Here is a 14,842-nt window from a genome sequence, read left to right as displayed (position 1 = left end):
ATATGGACTTAAGTGGTATATATAATTTAATTGAAACAGAATTTAAAGTGATTAAAAGGGAAAAAGATATTATTTGTGTTGCACCATTAGGTGGGGAAGATTATCCTGAAACTATTGTTAAGTTAACTTTTAATAAAGTAAATAATCATTATGAGATTTTTGAAGTTGTTAGAGGAAAAGAATACAAAGTAGATACATTTTCAGATAAATACAAATCAGCATTGGCTTTATATATTTTTTCGAAAAGTAAGTTAGAAGTAAGAAAGTATGATACAAATGTTCAATATGAGATTAGGAGTACAACATCATTAAATAATATTCAAAAGATATTCAAAACTTTTTCAGATGAACAGTATTATTCTTTTTTCGAACTTAAGCCTGATAGAATAATTTTAGAAAAAAGCACAAATGATAGATATAATGTTTTATTTTTAGGAAAAAGTGACTCTAAGATTTATATAGATAAATCTAGGGAATTGAATAGTGCCGCGGTTGTTCTATACAATTTTTCTTTTAAACTAAGCCAATTTTATGATCTTATTAATATGATTGAAGTAAAGACGGATTCTGATTTTATAGAAACTCTAAAAGAATTATATCTTTTGGGTTGAAGAATGCAAATTTGTATCTTTGAAGGCTCTGTAGCAAAGTTTTACAAGAGATAGACATAGGTCAGCGTGTATAATTAAATATGGTTCTGGTGCAAAAATTCCAAGACTCTTGCAAGTAATCTTCTAATCTTGGACATACTGATAGTATGACTCTAAAAAAGGTGCGTGATCAGTATGGAAAAGGAAAATTTGTTTAAATGGAAGCATTATCAGCCTGAACTAATCTTATTAACAGTAAGGTGGTAGCTACGGTACAATTTGAGCTTCCGTAACCTGGTGGAAATGATGGAGGAAAGAGGATTATCAATTGCTCATACAACGATTATGCGCTGGGTTCATCAATATGGATCTCAATTAGAAGAGAAAGTACAACATCATCTTAAATCAACAAATGATTCATGGAGAGTCGATGAAACATATATCATAGTAAAAGGTCAATGGATGTACTTATACCGTGCAGTCGATTCAGAAGGGTATACAATTGATTTTTATCTAAGTAAATCAAGAGATAAACAAGCAGCCAAGCGCTTTTTCAAGAAAGCCTTGGCTTTTTCGTATGTTTCTAAACCTCGCGTGATAACAGTAGATAAGAACCCTGCCTATCCTGTAGCGATTCAAGAGTTGAAAGAAGAGAAACATATACCTGAAGGCATACAACTAAGGCAAGTTAAATATCTCAATAATATAGTGGAACAAGACCACCGGTTTATTAAAAGGCGAGTTCGTTCTATGTTAGGATTCAAGTCGTTTAAAACAGCAATCTCTATATTGAGTGGTGTTGAAGCCATGCATATGATGAAAAAAGGGCAACTTGTTTTACTGGATAAGTCTGTCCAAAACCAGAAAGAATTTATTCATACATTGTTTGGCTTAGCCTCATAAGATAGAAATGAAGAGGAAATTGCTACTCTATGTTTCTAACTAACACTTTCGCACCAGAACCCTTGATTGTCTATGGCAGGCAACAAGTGCTTTTTTAATTGATTGGTATGTTTTAACTTCATAAATAGTTGGTAAGTTGGAAGAAGTAGCGGCATTCATGAAGAAGTTGCCGGGTAGTATGAAGAATGCCGTAGAGAAGATAAAAAATATTGAGATCCCGGATTTATCCCCTAAACCTTCGTTAGCTGACGTTGGAAATGTAGGAGAAAGAAAGACACTTGGTGACTTATTTTCTGTTGCTAAGAGTGAAACTAAGGGGCAAGGGCAAAACGAGAATCGGTTATCTGGAGAGAAATTCGATAATCTTTCACTTAATATAGAGAAGAAAACATCTGTAGGGAATGAACCTTTGTTTGAGAAAAAGCCAGCGCAGTTTTTTGATGGGTTGAATTTGAAGAGTGGTCAGAAAGTTCCTCCAGAGGGGTTAAGTAATGCTGAGCTAAATACCAGTAATAGTATTAAAAAACTTATTAATAATAGTGGGTATTCAGTAGATAAATTTGTTGAGTTGTTACATCCAGATAGGGTGTTAAATGCTAATGAAAAGACGGTAGTTGATGCTATAAGAAATGAAATTGGAGTACCTAATGTTGGTACAAGGATGACAAAAGTAATCCCGCAAAGTGATATATATAAGTATTTATATGACGAAAACTATACAGGTGTAAGAGGATTTACTGCAGTTGATGAGCATAGTGCAAATTTAAAAACACTGTTTGAAAATTATGAAGGGGCTAGGCTTGACTATGATGGAACGATGTTTAAAGTAGATGATGGAGGAAATGGTGTATCAACACCAATTGGTGCACCAGATAAGTTTTATCGTTTTCTGACAGAAGACTCTTTCCTCAAAAATGTGAAACACCAATTTTAGGTGGGAGATGAATGTCAGTAGGCGTAAGCCTACGTTTTTTGTATACTGTAGATATACTATGAAAAAGTGAGGTGCAACCTATGTTAGTAAATAAAGCATATAAATTTCGTATCTACCCAAATAAGAAACAAGAAATATTAATTGCTAAAACGATTGGTTGCAGTCGCTTTGTATTTAACCATTTTCTTGCTCTTTGGAATGATACGTATAAAGAAGCTGGAAAAGGATTAACCTATCCTTCTTGCTCTGCCGAGCTTACGCAATTAAAAAAACGACAAGATACGCTTTGGTTAAAAGAAGTAGATAGTACCGCTCTTCAATCCTCATTAAAAAACCTCGCAGATGCTTTTTCACGTTTTTTCAAGAAACAAAATGATATGCCACAATTCAAGTCTAAAAAGAATAAAATACAATCCTATACAACAAAATGTACGAATCATAATATCGCCATTGTAGGTCATACAATAAAGTTACCGAAGCTCGGTTTCGTTAGATTTGCCAAAAGTCGTGAAGTGTCAGGACGTATCCTAAATGCCACGATTAGACGAAATCCAAGCGGTAGACACTTAGTGTCTATTCTTACAGAAACAGAAGTGCAACCAGTAGAAAAAACAGGTTCTTCTGTTGGTATCGATGTGGGGTTAAAAGATTATGCCATTCTTTCAGATGGCATAACATACAAGAACCCTAAATTCTTCTGTACATTAGAAGAAAAGTTAGCGAAAGCACAGCGTATCCTTTCTAGAAGAACAAAAGGTTCTTCGAACTGGAATAAACAACGTGTGAAAGTTGCGCGAATCCATGAACATATTGCAAATGCAAGAGCTGATTACTTACATAAACTTTCTACTGAAATCATCAAAAACCACGATGTTATCGGTATGGAAGACTTACAAGTCCGTAATATGCTCAAAAATAGAAAGCTTGCAAAAGCGATTGGTGAAGTATCTTGGTCACAATTTCGAACGATGTTGGAATATAAAGCAAAATGGTATGGCAAAAAAGTTGTTATGGTATCTAAAACATTTGCTTCTAGTCAATTATGCTCCAATTGTGAATACAAAAACAAAGACGTTAAAAATCTAACCATTCGTGAGTGGGATTGCCCTTCTTGTGGCGCACATCACGATAGAGATCGAAACGCAGCGCTCAATCTTAAAAACGAAGCAATTCATCTCTTAACCGTAGGAACTATGGGGATAGCCTAATGAATTAGAAACCGTTAGGTTTCTGTACTTAGGAATCTCCCACTTCAAACAGTCCGCGAGGATGTTAAGTGGTGAGTAGTTCAAGGGGCTATTGAATATATAGAAAATGATCCATCAAAGTTGACGATTCCAAGGTGGGAAGCTAATGCCGATAATTATCCATTTACTGCAAGAGGGTTTACAGGAATTAAGAATATTGCATTACCCGAATTTTCATATGAAAGGGGTTATGCAAGAGCTTTCCAAGATGGAGATATATTGAATATTATAGATTCAGAAACTGGAAATGTAGCAACAAAATTTGAATTCAATAAAAAAATTGGATGGGTTATGGCTGATTAGGAAGGAAGTATAATAAAGTATGAGTGACTACGCTATTTATAAAAATAATTTGTATAGATTAGATGTATCGGATAATAACCTAGAGCTTATAAGTAATTCAAATGAATCCATAAAATATGGATTTAAAGAATTAAAATTTGAACAAGGATTCGTTTCAAAAGTAATATATATAAAAGAGGTTGATATTAATGAAATAGAGATGGCTTATAAATTGAAATACAAAGTAATATATAAAGAAAAAGAATTTGTTCCATGGACAATAGGTAAGTTTATACTAGAAATAAATAAAATTACGCTAGGTACAAGTGATGAAAAAGAAGCTAGAAATTATGGATTTGAAAAGATGGAACAATTTGTTTTTAAAAAAGAGGTTCCAATAGAGGAAGTAGATGCTTTAATAGAAATTAAGGAGTCTATTTTGAAATTTCAAAATATGGATGAAAAGGTCACTAGAATCGAACAAAAGGGTATAAGAAGTTATTTAAAGAACCTTTTAGAATAGATAATATTTAATTATATTGTATTAAAAGGAGAAAACATGAAAATGAGTAGTGTATCTATACAAGAAAAAATAAATGAAATAAATTAGAAAAACTTTTTAGTGAATTGAGTGTAGTATTAGAGGAAAATAAGAAAGGTGATATAGATTATCAGATATCTGAAGTTAGATATGTAATTAATATTTTAAATGAATGCCCAAATAATAATTATATAGACTTTGATGATGTTATAAATGAAATAAAATTAATTTATAGTAATCTATATCCACCAAGTGGAGGATTATCTGATTTCTTTATATGGAAGGCAGATTTTAATGAACGTGTTAAAGCTAATGGGCCTTTAGGGAGAATTGGGGATGAATTGGGGGAAATGTTAAAGGAATTAATTGTAAAGGAATAGAAAATAATTGGTTCTGTTGCAAAGTTTTTTAACAGAGAAAAAGTTGGTATGATTGTAGATGGATTTTATGCAATCGTTAGTAATTGTTGTAATTCATTATACGTCGAAAAAACGAATAAACTAGCTATATGAAGTTCTTTGATAACTTGATATATGAGGTTGCAGAAAGAAAATAGAGTGCGAAAACCAAGACATTCGGTTCCTGCGTAAAATATCAACCGTACGAAAAGAGCGTCCAAGCGTTGGACATCTAGGGTTGGAATACTCCGAAGTAACGCACAGGGAGATGGAAGGTTGCTTTCGTCGTGGAACTGAGAAGCTCCCACTTCAAGCTTTGCTAAGTGGCGAGTAGTTCACTCAATGTAATCACTTCTTCCTGCAAGAATCAGTTTTTTATGTTATTAGAAGTGGATTCTTCTAAGTTCAACAAATACCTTATATGTAAATAAAATCCCAGGAAATCATAGTTCCTAGGATTTTTGATCAATTTGGTTAAGAAGCATAGCATGATTTAACTTAAATCTTTAAGTAGATTATTTTCCCATGGAACAACACTCAATAGAGTTTTTTTATAATCAAACAAGTGCGATACGTAATTAATATTATACTTATCTTTATTTATGAATTCTATATCATTTGCGTTAAAGTGGCTGCCGATACGAAAGGCGTTAAAATACTCGTGCCAATCTGAATAAGAATGTTGTGAAAGTCGTGCAGCCTGTATCATAAAGTTCTTTGCTTCCTGTTTTGATAAATAACCGAGTCTTCTACCGACCCGACATAAACAGATACACCATGCATAATCAAACGCTGCAATTCCGGAATCCGTCAAAATATGTAATCCGTAATTAGCAATATAAAGTTTTTCATAGTCAGGATGGTCTTTCGATAATTGCTTTCGCGCTGCTTCGGAAAGAGGCGTCAATTGATGGCGTATACGATTAAATTCCTGCCGTGTTCCTTCTTCAAAAAACCAAATGATTTTCTCTTTTAACTCCTTTGAATTTTCAATCTTCCATGTCCATAACACGTTCTTCAAAAAACGTTTCCCAATAAAGCGGTCTCTGATAAGGGTGAATTCATATCGGGTAAAGTAGTTTGTAAGATAAAAACAATTCAAAGAAACGGAAGACAGACAGCGGAAATATAGTTCGAGCTGTTTCTCTCGTTTTCTTTTATATAAAACAGGCATTCTGTCTCCTCCTTATGCTAATGTTTTAAGCCTAACGAATTTCCATGCTTCCCAAATAAGTGGGAGTAGGAGAAGTAATGCATATTTAGATGGTAGTGGGGTCAAAACAATAAGAATCATAAAGATCAAATAAACCCAGGTGCGGCTAATAAATAGAAATAAAAGGTATAGCGCATAGCCGATAATAAACTTCGTATTTATTTCTTGTTTCTGTCTCTTCTCTGGAATTTCAGTGTGAATACGGACACTGTATGAAAAAAATTCTGCACGCTCTGGATAATGTTTTACCACATCCAACACCCTAGTGGTTGCAGTTTCTATATCACCTGATTCGAACGAATACTTCACTATTAAGAACTGCGCGTCCATATGCTCCGGCTCAATCGAAAGTAGATGCTCACAGTCCTTGATAGCATCTGCAAATTGCCCGCGGTCATAGTAAATCTGGGCCCGATAAAGTAAACCACCTGGGTCATCCGGGCAAATGACAAGTATGTCATTGAATGATTGTAACGCACGTTCTTTACTTTCTATGCGCAAATAATAAATACCCTGCATGCGTAAAAGTTCCGGATCTTCTTGATAAAGCTCGTATGCAAAATCGAGTGCACTTTTTGCCGCTTCTAAGTTATTATTCATAAGTGTGAGCTGGACTTCTTCACGTAAATGAAAATACGCTTCAAAATCTAAATCATCACTTTTCTTGAAAATATCATAACGCATTTCCTTCTCGCCACTCATTCTCTCTAGCAAAAATTGTACCGTTTCTTCACCGTATTCAAACTCTAACTCCTCTTTTTGCTCACTAAAGCGAAATACATTGTCGAGAAGTTCCCAAATCGAGCGGGGGAAATGGTAATGATATTGTAAAAATTCTATTAATCTATCTTGAATCACCGCCGCATGTTCTACGTCCCATATCACATCGGAACTTAATAAGTCTTCCCAATTTTTCGGCTCGATTCGTGCAAAGTAATCGTTATACAGCGTCTCGATTTTTTCCGTAAATGCATGAACGGGATGTTCTGAAACGAGAGTAGCGGTAAGTTCAGCATCACCATCCATCCATGTAGGAGAAACAGGATGGATATAGGAATTTCCTTCGTTTTCATCTGTTTTTTCTAGTTGAGAGGGAGGTGCGGTCTTCATTTGTTTTGCGCTTTTTATCGCTTTATCAAATGCTTCTCTCAGTCTCTGATATCCTTCAGGATCGTCTTCGGGATGATAAATCTTTAGAAGTTTTGCATAAGCCTTTTTAATAGCTGCAATATTATCGGTAGGCTCAATTTCTAACGTTTCCCAAATGCTCATGAATGACTGACCCACCTTTCAATATTCTCTAAATGCCCTTTTAATATATGAGCAGCTTCTTTCACTTTTTTATCATTTTGCGTTGTGAGCGCATTTTCAAATTGCTGTAACAAGATAGCGACTTTCTGGCGTTCGTCACCGAGTAATTCTTCATAGAGCCGTTCGCCTTTTGCGAGCAGCAATCGGTTTTCGGACCGGTCTCGTGGATGAATTTTAATTTTTTTCAATTCTAGTAGTCTAGCTTCAATTTCTTTTTCTGTAAGATTTCCGGCATTTTGTTGGATAATTGCTCTTTTTTTCTCTCCAGTCGTTGTACTTATTACCTCGACTTCGAGAATGCCATTTATGTCATATGTATAACGAATGTCAATCGCCTCTTGTCCAGCAGGAGCAGGAGGGACTTTAATTTTAAGTTCGCCAAGTTTTAAGTTATTTTTAACCAAGCGGTTTTCTCCTTGATAAACATCGACAAGTATGGAGTGTTGTCTATCATTGACAGTATAAAGTCGTTCCACTCGACTTACAGGAATTGGTGTATTTCGTTCAATAATCGGGAAGAAGTATCCGGATTCTTGTTGTCCATTTCCGAACGCTTGAACAACACTAGTTCCTAACGTATATGGACAAACATCCGTTAAGATAACCTCTTCTAGTGCTTTGTTTCGTTCTTTTAAAGCAACTTGAATCGCAGCACCTAAAGCAACCGTTTCATCAGGATTAATATTCGCATGAGGCATGCGTCCGAACATTTTAGAAATGACGGATTTGATAAGCGGCATCCTTGTCGCCCCGCCAATTAGAATGACAGCATCTAAATCCTTAGGGTTTAGCGACGCATCGCGAAGTGCGCGTTCAATCGGATAGCGAAGCCGTAAGAGAAGCGGGGTTACTAATTTTTCAAATTCACTTCTGTTAATGCGAGTTTCATACGTCTCATTATGAATAACGACTTTCATAATCGCGGCAGGCTCATTACATAATGTAAGTTTGCAACGTTCTGCTTGTGCATAAATTAAAGATAGCGTTTTTGAGTCAAGGGAATCGGAATCGAGTTGGTGTGACTCTAAAAAAAAGGACATGAGACTGTTTGTGAAGTCTTCGCCTCCAAGATAATTATCGCCGGCAATCGATTTAACATCCATCACTCCTTCAAATAATTCCAAAATGGATACGTCAAATGTTCCACCGCCTAAATCAAATACAAGAAATTTTGTCTCTGCCGCTTCCTGATACAGTCCGTAAGCGATAGCAGCTGCCGTTGGCTCACTAATGAGACGTTCAACTTTTAATCCAGCAATTTCAGCAGCTCGTTTTGTCGCTTTGCGCTGAGCATCGTTGAAATAAGCAGGTACGCTAATGACAGCACCAGTAACCGCTTCGTTTAAATAAGCTTCTGCATCTTGTTTTAAAGATTGGATGATAAAAGATGAAAGTTCTTCTGAAGAAAATGTATACATACCTAACTCGTATTTTTTCTCTGTTCCTATAAATCGCTTAAACGTTGATGCTGTAACGTGCGGATGGGTAATCAGCCGTTCTTTGGCGATGCGTCCGACTAAAACTTCACCGCTCTCGTCAACGCTGATGACAGATGGTGTAAGATATTCGCCAAGTGCATTGGGGATAAGGGCTGCACCATGATCCATCCAATAGGCTACTAAACTATTCGTTGTTCCTAGGTCAATTCCAATCGTTGCCATAATAATCTCCTCTCGTTTTTACTCTATCATACTATATATTATTATAATAATATATAGTATAGGAAAAAATGGAATTATAGGGTTTTATTTCTTGAAGGAAAGGGAGAGAAACAGATAGTTTAGTAGTGTTGAGTTTGTTATAAGTAAAGAGGTATAATTTCATCAGAATGTTTTTACAAACATGGGGAAATTTTATGTAAAGGGGGGTAAAGAGGTCAGATGATAATTGGAATTATATGTTTGATTTTAGGAATAGTGTTAATTTGGATGAGTGGAGGAGGACTTTTATTATTGGTGCCTGGCATTCTATTTACAGTGGCGGGCGGTGTTATATGTGTGATTTTTAGACGGTTAGAAAAAGAGAGAAGAAGATTAAGTAAGAATGCTTAGAAGTTACATATTGTATAGTTTGTACTTACATGATTAGGCGGAAGCATCGAGTCTAAAATATCTCTTATATTTTATAAATTATAAAAAAGAACCCTAAACCTCTTGTTTTAGGGTTCTAATCATGAAAGAATCGTTATTCTATATGACTAGTTAACAAATAGACAATATATCTATTTTGTCGCTTTTCGTCCTTCTAATATTCAGTATAGAGATAAACTGAAAAGGGCAATGAGTACGAGAATGAATAGGATATTGCTAAACATGGAAACGTCCGCATTGTTTGCAATTCCTAGGAAGCTTTGGCGCATTGCGGAATGGTCCATCATTGCTGCTGTATAGGTAATACCGATTGACATCGCGACATTGAGTGTTAAATTATAAAACTCGATTGCTGTTCCTGTTTTTTCTTTCTCGATTGTACAAATGCAAGAATCAAGTAATGGTGCATACATGAATGCAAATGAACTAGAGAATAGAACTATAGATATGACGAATACAATGGCAATTACCAATGTCCATTGTATATTTGGAGGAATTTAGATTTATAAAAGAAATTAAATAAGTAGGAGGTTTAGAATGAATATTAGTGAGTTAAAAACTAGATTGAATGAATTAGGAATAGAAGAACATGAATACAACTTAGGTGATAAATCTATTGGTGAATTGGAATTAGGTATATTAAAAGAAGAAAAAGTATGGAAAATATATCAATCGTTAGAGAGAGGTGGAATGAATATTATAGATACTTTTGAAAATGAAAATGATGCTTGTGAATTGATATTAAAATATTTGATAATGCGAAAGAATCGAAGAGAGAAGAAAATAATGTTTTTCTCCTAAAAAATACCTAGCATTAACCATAAAGCGATAAAATCAATTTATGGTTAATGCTAGGTATTTTTTGTTCTGAATTAAAACAATCAACTTGTACGACCGATGAATTACATGTTTACTTAAATAATATTGACAGTAAGTTAGCAGAAGAAGTGGAGAAAACAGGGAAATGGCCAGAAGAAGTACAAATTCCAAAGAATTCTGATGTCTTAAGGGCTGATGGACACATTGATTGGGGGCAAGTACCAAACGGTGGGTATGTTGTAAATAAAGATGGGAAAGTCATGAAGGATGAGTATACACTAAAAATAGGTGAAGTTATTGACCGATATGGACCGTCAAATGGTACGTATACATCACCTGTGGTAAATGGAAACCTTATAGTTACGGCGAGAGAGCTCTTCCGTATTTGGAAGATGTGAGCAAATACCATCAATATGAGGTTGTAAGTGATTTCTCGAATATAAAAACCTATATTGATAACTGTAGTGACCCTACACTAAAAGCACAGGTAGATGCTGCTATTCAAAAGTACTATTGTGGTGATTATAGCAAATTAAAAGCACAAATTGGAGAGATAGCCCCAGGTTTTGGGACCATAAAAGGGGGAACACAATTACAACTTCCTTTAACAGTCGAACAATTAGAAGGATTGAAATTATTGAAACAAATAAAATAAGGAGGATAATTTTAATATGACAAGAGATGAGGCAAAACGAATCCTATCAGAAGAAGGACTAAAATATTATAACTGGTTTCATGAAAAAGATGTGGATCCGGATGAGGTTCTAATTTATAAAGAGGATAATAAGTGGGTTGTTTGTGCAACTGATGAGAGAGCGAGTATTGTAGAAACCTCAATTGCTCATTATGGTAATGAAGAAGAGGCATTAGATGATTTTATTAAACGAGTAAGATTGGAAAAGATAGTAAAGCCATAAAGATAAAAGGTTGAATTAATTATTTTTAAGTTAGTCCTCAAAGTCATCAAGGTTATAAGTTTTTTCTCAATAACTTTCCCATCATCATTTAGCTTGACTTTCGTTCATACTTCTTGATCGTAAGGATTAGGATGTTTGTTCCCATCAAGTATTTCTCCAAATTCATCGTAACAGAAGTAATCATTATATCGATTTTACAATCTTTTTGAGCTTCTGATCTGAGACGGCTTTTTTAATCGAAAGTATATTTTTCACTGTCCGTTTTGAAGAGTTAATATGTACTCTCGAAAATGTTTTTAAAAAAATCCCCCCACTCTTCTTGGATTAATCCCGCCTCATATTTATCCCATTCTAAATTTAATATCAAGTCCATGAACTTTCGGTGGCTGGCATTGGGAATGTGGGAGAAAGAAAAACACTTGGAGAATTATTTTCTGCTGTTAAGAGTGGAACTAAGGGGACGGATGATATTGGAACACCGCCTCGATACGGGAAAAGAAGAATCTCAAAGGAATTATATGATGAATTAAGAGATGGAACGCCTATTGCAAAGTTACGAGAAAAAGTTAACGAGGGCATTGAGGATAAAATAGGAACGCCTGACCCTGCTTTACCTGGTAAGTATATTACAGGTAGACTTCAAGCTGATCATATCGTATCAATGAAAAATATAGCGAAGATGGAGAATTTTGATAAACTAACAAAAGAACAACAACTTAAGGTTTTAAATAATGAAGGAAATTTTTTAGTATTAAGTGAAGCAGCCAATAAATCTAAGGGGATCTAAACCTTATTCTGATTGGACAATTTATAAGAAAGAAAATATTGAAGTTGACCCTAAGTTTAGAGAAGAAATGATAAAGAAGGAAAAAGAATTAGAAATGAAATTACAAAAACAAATTGATGATTTTGTTGAAGGAAATAAAAAAGGATATAGATAAATAAAGGAGATGACATAGCATTATGGAACAAAAACTTGGGTTTTTAAGAAAATATAAAAGAAATGCACAACTTATATCATGCCATGAGATTAATAAACTTGATTGTGGGAAAATACCAAATTCATGGTATGGATTGTTTCAAGAAGAAAACGTAGACAAGAGAGTTGAGATTATTTTATCGATATGGAAAGAGCAAGTAGGGGGGGAATTAAGAAACACTATTTCTTATTTGTCTAGGCACCTTGAAGAAGTAGAGCTTATGGATATAAACGGTAGATATTCAATTTTATACACTATTAAAACAGATAATGGTGAAATTGAATATTATGAGGGGGGAAATCCCAAAGATGAGTTTAATAATGAAGAATTAGAAAAATCTTGGGATAAGTTTCCTTCAACAATACGAAATTTTTATCAAACTGTTCATAATGGTTTCTATTTTTATGCGAGCCAATCTATGGGGTTAGTTCCTTTAGAAGATGTAACTTTTTTTGATGATGATGAATGGGGTATTATCGAGGAGTTAGAAGAGCCTTTACAAATTGATTTACAAACTACTTTTGGTTTCTTCAAAAGTGGTATGGGTGGTTATGTTGCAGTAGATTATAAGAATTCTAATAATGATAATGCGACTTTATGGTGGACGAATAAAGAGCCTAGATATAATATGAATTTTTGGGACATAGTTGATGAATGGATAGTAATTGGATTTGAAGTTTAGTTTAAATAAGGATGGCTCTGTTGCAAAGTTTTTATATAAACAAAAAAATCCTAATTTAGTAGGTAGAGTTTATGCAACTTTGAATAGTTTCTCTAATTCATTGTACGTCGAAAAAACGAAGTTTGGTTGTTGCAAACTTCGTTTTTGTTTATATAGGGCATGAATAGTTTCGATGCCTTTCAAGGTACGTGAAGCATGGCGAAGACTTTGAAATCCTGCGGATTTGGAAAAACGTCGCTTGATATGTGTATGATCCTGTTCGATGAGATTATTCAAATGCTTGATTGTGCAATGAATGGTATGCTTATAAAAGCCTTGCCTGTTGTGAGAACCGTTGCTTCTCCAAATGTTTTTACTAGTCTTTTCATAAAGGCATAAGCCGCTTGATGATCTCGTTTTTTGCGAAGCTGAATATCCAATGTGTGTCCATCTTTATCAATTGATTGATAGAGATAACGCCATTCGCCTTTCACTTTGATATAGGTTTCATCCAGGTGCCAAGACAGCTGCACAGATTTGTTTTTCTTTTTCCAAATCTGATAAATGAGATTTCCATATTCATGAACCCATCGCATGATGGTAGTGGGATGGACCGATACACCACGTTCTTTCAAAATTTCAGATACATCTCGATAACTTAAAGAAAACGATGATAGTAGCCGACGGCTACCAAAATAATATCTTGTTTGAACTGTTTTCCTTTAAAATATCCGATTTATGATTCTCCTCATTCTGTTTTGCAAAAGTTTAGCTTACTTTTAAAAACTTTGCAACAGAACCATAAAAGTTCTACTGAAATTGAGTTAATTCCAACAGATTTCCATGCTAATATACCACATATAGGCTCAGCATCAGATTTAAGAGGAGGAAAATAAAATGAACAAAATAATAAAGCAAGTATTAAATGAAATAATTGATTCGGAAATGGTAGTCTCAAAAAAAGAAGATGCATATAAGTCAATCGAAACAATTGAACGAATATATGGTGTAGATTTACCATTAGACTACAAAGAGTTTTTGCTTGAATATGGAGGGTGTTTTATTAAAGATAATAGAATGTATCAGGCAATTGAAGTTACCCCTGTAACCCCCGAGGATGGTTTTGATTCGATAGGTGGTTTTTATGGTATTACTAATGATGCCTATGAAATTGAATCAATCATTCAAACTTATAAGGATATTTTAGGAAGTATTGTAATGCCTATTGCAGATGCTGACGGGGAAGATTTAATATGTATAGGCTTAAAAGATAAATACAGGGGTAAAATTTATTATTGGTATCATGAAGGTAAAATACTAGACGAAGATGGAAAAGAATATTATTATCTTATAGCAAACTCTTTTGAAGAATTTATTTTAAAATTTTCAATTCATGAAAGAAAAAATGTAAATTTAGATGACATCGAACTCTTTTTAGACGAAGATTTATTAAAAGATTAAATAATACCCAACAGTGAAAAGCAGCAGGTATTAGAAGAAAAGTAAATACAATCAAACCAGGGGGCGCATTTCATGTTTAATTTACAAGAAGATATGTATGAACAATTGAAAGAGAAAAAAGGGGAAGTCACTGTATTTTTAAAAAATGGCGTTCCAGTACGTGGGCAGATTCTTGCAACAGATAAATTTACCATTCTAATGATGGTTCATGGTAAGCAACAGCTAGTCTATAAACAAGTCATTTCTACAATTGCTATGTAATACATACTGGATTTATGTAAACATTTCCCGATATTATATTATTACCATATAAACTATAATATAAGTAATTCTTTTTATTATTTATATTTTGTTATTTCCTGTTGCAGAATCCTTATTATAAGGATTCCTTTTTTGTATCAAGTATCTACAAAAAAGAGATAAGATCGGAGAGTATGATCTTATCTTTGGCTTACCACCACACTGCCATCAACTTAAGAATTTTATAAGGACCCA

Annotated in this window: 17 protein-coding genes and 4 pseudogenes; 16 read left to right on the top strand and 5 right to left on the bottom strand. The window is 34.2% G+C overall.

Translation table 11 applies throughout. The features are described 5' to 3' along the window. Positions 1–2: 2 nt before the first annotated feature. The 7 genes and pseudogenes from MHI07_RS27730 to MHI07_RS27700 all read left to right on the top strand — a co-directional run bounded on the left by MHI07_RS27730 (position 3) and on the right by MHI07_RS27700 (position 4,877). The gene (locus MHI07_RS27730) at positions 3–611 is read left to right on the top strand and encodes a hypothetical protein (RefSeq protein WP_340827125.1); all 609 of its coding nucleotides are present in this window, start codon (positions 3–5) and stop codon (positions 609–611) included. Between the two features lie 174 nt (positions 612–785). Then, positions 786–1,493: pseudogene (locus tag MHI07_RS27725) on the top strand (IS6 family transposase). A 157-nt stretch (positions 1,494–1,650) separates the two neighbouring features. Continuing rightward, a complete protein-coding gene (locus MHI07_RS27720) occupies positions 1,651–2,427 on the top strand; it encodes a hypothetical protein (RefSeq protein ID WP_340827124.1) in 777 nt (258 codons plus the stop codon). Positions 2,428–2,507: 80 nt separating this feature from the next. Continuing rightward, on the top strand, positions 2,508–3,635 hold the full coding sequence (gene tnpB / locus MHI07_RS27715) for an IS200/IS605 family element RNA-guided endonuclease TnpB (protein ID WP_340827122.1): 1,128 nt from the start codon (positions 2,508–2,510) through the stop codon (positions 3,633–3,635). 120 nt (positions 3,636–3,755) lie between these two features. After that, complete coding sequence (locus tag MHI07_RS27710; RefSeq protein WP_252198871.1) at positions 3,756–3,977, top strand: hypothetical protein; 222 nt, start codon at positions 3,756–3,758, stop codon at positions 3,975–3,977. A 19-nt stretch (positions 3,978–3,996) separates the two neighbouring features. Next, on the top strand, positions 3,997–4,479 hold the full coding sequence (locus tag MHI07_RS27705; protein WP_340827121.1) for a hypothetical protein: 483 nt from the start codon (positions 3,997–3,999) through the stop codon (positions 4,477–4,479). A 104-nt stretch (positions 4,480–4,583) separates the two neighbouring features. Further along, on the top strand, positions 4,584–4,877 hold the full coding sequence (locus MHI07_RS27700) for a hypothetical protein (protein ID WP_215582873.1): 294 nt from the start codon (positions 4,584–4,586) through the stop codon (positions 4,875–4,877). Positions 4,878–5,388: 511 nt separating this feature from the next. On the opposite strand, the gene MHI07_RS27695 is transcribed toward MHI07_RS27700, so the two are convergent. Genes MHI07_RS27695 through MHI07_RS27685 form a run of 3 tightly spaced genes read right to left on the bottom strand, consistent with a single transcriptional unit; the run spans position 5,389 to position 9,080 of the window. Continuing rightward, positions 5,389–6,069 (bottom strand): DUF1266 domain-containing protein, encoded by a 681-nt coding sequence (locus MHI07_RS27695; RefSeq protein ID WP_340827120.1) that lies wholly within the window; start codon positions 6,067–6,069, stop codon positions 5,389–5,391. Between the two features lie 12 nt (positions 6,070–6,081). Continuing rightward, complete coding sequence (locus tag MHI07_RS27690; protein WP_340827118.1) at positions 6,082–7,380, bottom strand: J domain-containing protein; 1,299 nt, start codon at positions 7,378–7,380, stop codon at positions 6,082–6,084. Continuing rightward, positions 7,377–9,080: a molecular chaperone HscC gene (locus MHI07_RS27685; protein WP_340827117.1), complete on the bottom strand. Its 1,704-nt coding sequence runs from the start codon at positions 9,078–9,080 to the stop codon at positions 7,377–7,379. Before MHI07_RS27685 ends, MHI07_RS27690 begins: the two co-directional genes overlap by 4 nt. A gap of 240 nt (positions 9,081–9,320) precedes the next feature. Between MHI07_RS27685 and MHI07_RS27680 the strand changes: the two genes are divergently transcribed. Further along, positions 9,321–9,470 (top strand): hypothetical protein, encoded by a 150-nt coding sequence (locus MHI07_RS27680; protein WP_340827151.1) that lies wholly within the window; start codon positions 9,321–9,323, stop codon positions 9,468–9,470. A gap of 200 nt (positions 9,471–9,670) precedes the next feature. Here the strand turns inward: MHI07_RS27680 and MHI07_RS27675 are convergent. Continuing rightward, a pseudogene (locus MHI07_RS27675) lies at positions 9,671–9,970 on the bottom strand (MFS transporter); the annotation flags it as partial. A 76-nt stretch (positions 9,971–10,046) separates the two neighbouring features. Between MHI07_RS27675 and MHI07_RS27670 the strand changes: the two are divergent. The 6 genes and pseudogenes from MHI07_RS27670 to MHI07_RS27645 all read left to right on the top strand — a co-directional run bounded on the left by MHI07_RS27670 (position 10,047) and on the right by MHI07_RS27645 (position 12,907). Beyond that, positions 10,047–10,310 (top strand): hypothetical protein, encoded by a 264-nt coding sequence (locus tag MHI07_RS27670; RefSeq protein ID WP_340827116.1) that lies wholly within the window; start codon positions 10,047–10,049, stop codon positions 10,308–10,310. A 47-nt stretch (positions 10,311–10,357) separates the two neighbouring features. Beyond that, positions 10,358–10,726: a hypothetical protein gene (locus MHI07_RS27665; protein ID WP_340827115.1), complete on the top strand. Its 369-nt coding sequence runs from the start codon at positions 10,358–10,360 to the stop codon at positions 10,724–10,726. Next, positions 10,723–10,983 (top strand): hypothetical protein, encoded by a 261-nt coding sequence (locus MHI07_RS27660; protein ID WP_340827114.1) that lies wholly within the window; start codon positions 10,723–10,725, stop codon positions 10,981–10,983. Before MHI07_RS27665 ends, MHI07_RS27660 begins: the two co-directional genes overlap by 4 nt. Positions 10,984–10,999: 16 nt before the next feature. Next, a complete protein-coding gene (locus MHI07_RS27655; protein WP_335470125.1) occupies positions 11,000–11,245 on the top strand; it encodes an Imm59 family immunity protein in 246 nt (81 codons plus the stop codon). Positions 11,246–11,906: 661 nt separating this feature from the next. Beyond that, a pseudogene (locus MHI07_RS27650) lies at positions 11,907–12,190 on the top strand (hypothetical protein). A gap of 18 nt (positions 12,191–12,208) precedes the next feature. Continuing rightward, on the top strand, positions 12,209–12,907 hold the full coding sequence (locus MHI07_RS27645; RefSeq protein WP_340827113.1) for an SMI1/KNR4 family protein: 699 nt from the start codon (positions 12,209–12,211) through the stop codon (positions 12,905–12,907). A gap of 69 nt (positions 12,908–12,976) precedes the next feature. Here MHI07_RS27645 and MHI07_RS27640 read toward each other — a convergent pair. Continuing rightward, positions 12,977–13,622, bottom strand: a pseudogene (locus MHI07_RS27640) (IS6 family transposase). Positions 13,623–13,783: 161 nt separating this feature from the next. Between MHI07_RS27640 and MHI07_RS27635 the strand changes: the two are divergent. Next, the gene (locus MHI07_RS27635; protein ID WP_340827112.1) at positions 13,784–14,347 is read left to right on the top strand and encodes an SMI1/KNR4 family protein; all 564 of its coding nucleotides are present in this window, start codon (positions 13,784–13,786) and stop codon (positions 14,345–14,347) included. Positions 14,348–14,419: 72 nt separating this feature from the next. Then, positions 14,420–14,608: an RNA chaperone Hfq gene (hfq, locus tag MHI07_RS27630; protein ID WP_340827111.1), complete on the top strand. Its 189-nt coding sequence runs from the start codon at positions 14,420–14,422 to the stop codon at positions 14,606–14,608. Positions 14,609–14,842 lie beyond the last annotated feature (234 nt).

The organism is Bacillus sp. FSL H8-0545, from assembly GCF_038006105.1.
GTDB lineage: Bacteria > Bacillota > Bacilli > Bacillales > Bacillaceae_G > Bacillus_A > Bacillus_A cereus_U.
This window is presented reverse-complemented; position numbering and strand designations above follow the sequence as displayed.

Coding starts and splice junctions, on each gene's coding strand:
- MHI07_RS27690 (WP_340827118.1), bottom strand. CDS start 7,380: ATGAGCATTTGGGAAACGTTAGAAATTGAGCCTACCGATAATATTGCA.
- MHI07_RS27695 (WP_340827120.1), bottom strand. CDS start 6,069: ATGCCTGTTTTATATAAAAGAAAACGAGAGAAACAGCTCGAACTATAT.
- MHI07_RS27705 (WP_340827121.1), top strand. CDS start 3,997: ATGAGTGACTACGCTATTTATAAAAATAATTTGTATAGATTAGATGTA.
- hfq (WP_340827111.1), top strand. CDS start 14,420: ATGTTTAATTTACAAGAAGATATGTATGAACAATTGAAAGAGAAAAAA.
- MHI07_RS27655 (WP_335470125.1), top strand. CDS start 11,000: ATGACAAGAGATGAGGCAAAACGAATCCTATCAGAAGAAGGACTAAAA.
- MHI07_RS27670 (WP_340827116.1), top strand. CDS start 10,047: ATGAATATTAGTGAGTTAAAAACTAGATTGAATGAATTAGGAATAGAA.
- MHI07_RS27665 (WP_340827115.1), top strand. CDS start 10,358: ATGCTAGGTATTTTTTGTTCTGAATTAAAACAATCAACTTGTACGACC.
- MHI07_RS27720 (WP_340827124.1), top strand. CDS start 1,651: ATGAAGAAGTTGCCGGGTAGTATGAAGAATGCCGTAGAGAAGATAAAA.
- tnpB (WP_340827122.1), top strand. CDS start 2,508: ATGTTAGTAAATAAAGCATATAAATTTCGTATCTACCCAAATAAGAAA.
- MHI07_RS27635 (WP_340827112.1), top strand. CDS start 13,784: ATGAACAAAATAATAAAGCAAGTATTAAATGAAATAATTGATTCGGAA.
- MHI07_RS27645 (WP_340827113.1), top strand. CDS start 12,209: ATGGAACAAAAACTTGGGTTTTTAAGAAAATATAAAAGAAATGCACAA.
- MHI07_RS27685 (WP_340827117.1), bottom strand. CDS start 9,080: ATGGCAACGATTGGAATTGACCTAGGAACAACGAATAGTTTAGTAGCC.
- MHI07_RS27730 (WP_340827125.1), top strand. CDS start 3: ATGGACTTAAGTGGTATATATAATTTAATTGAAACAGAATTTAAAGTG.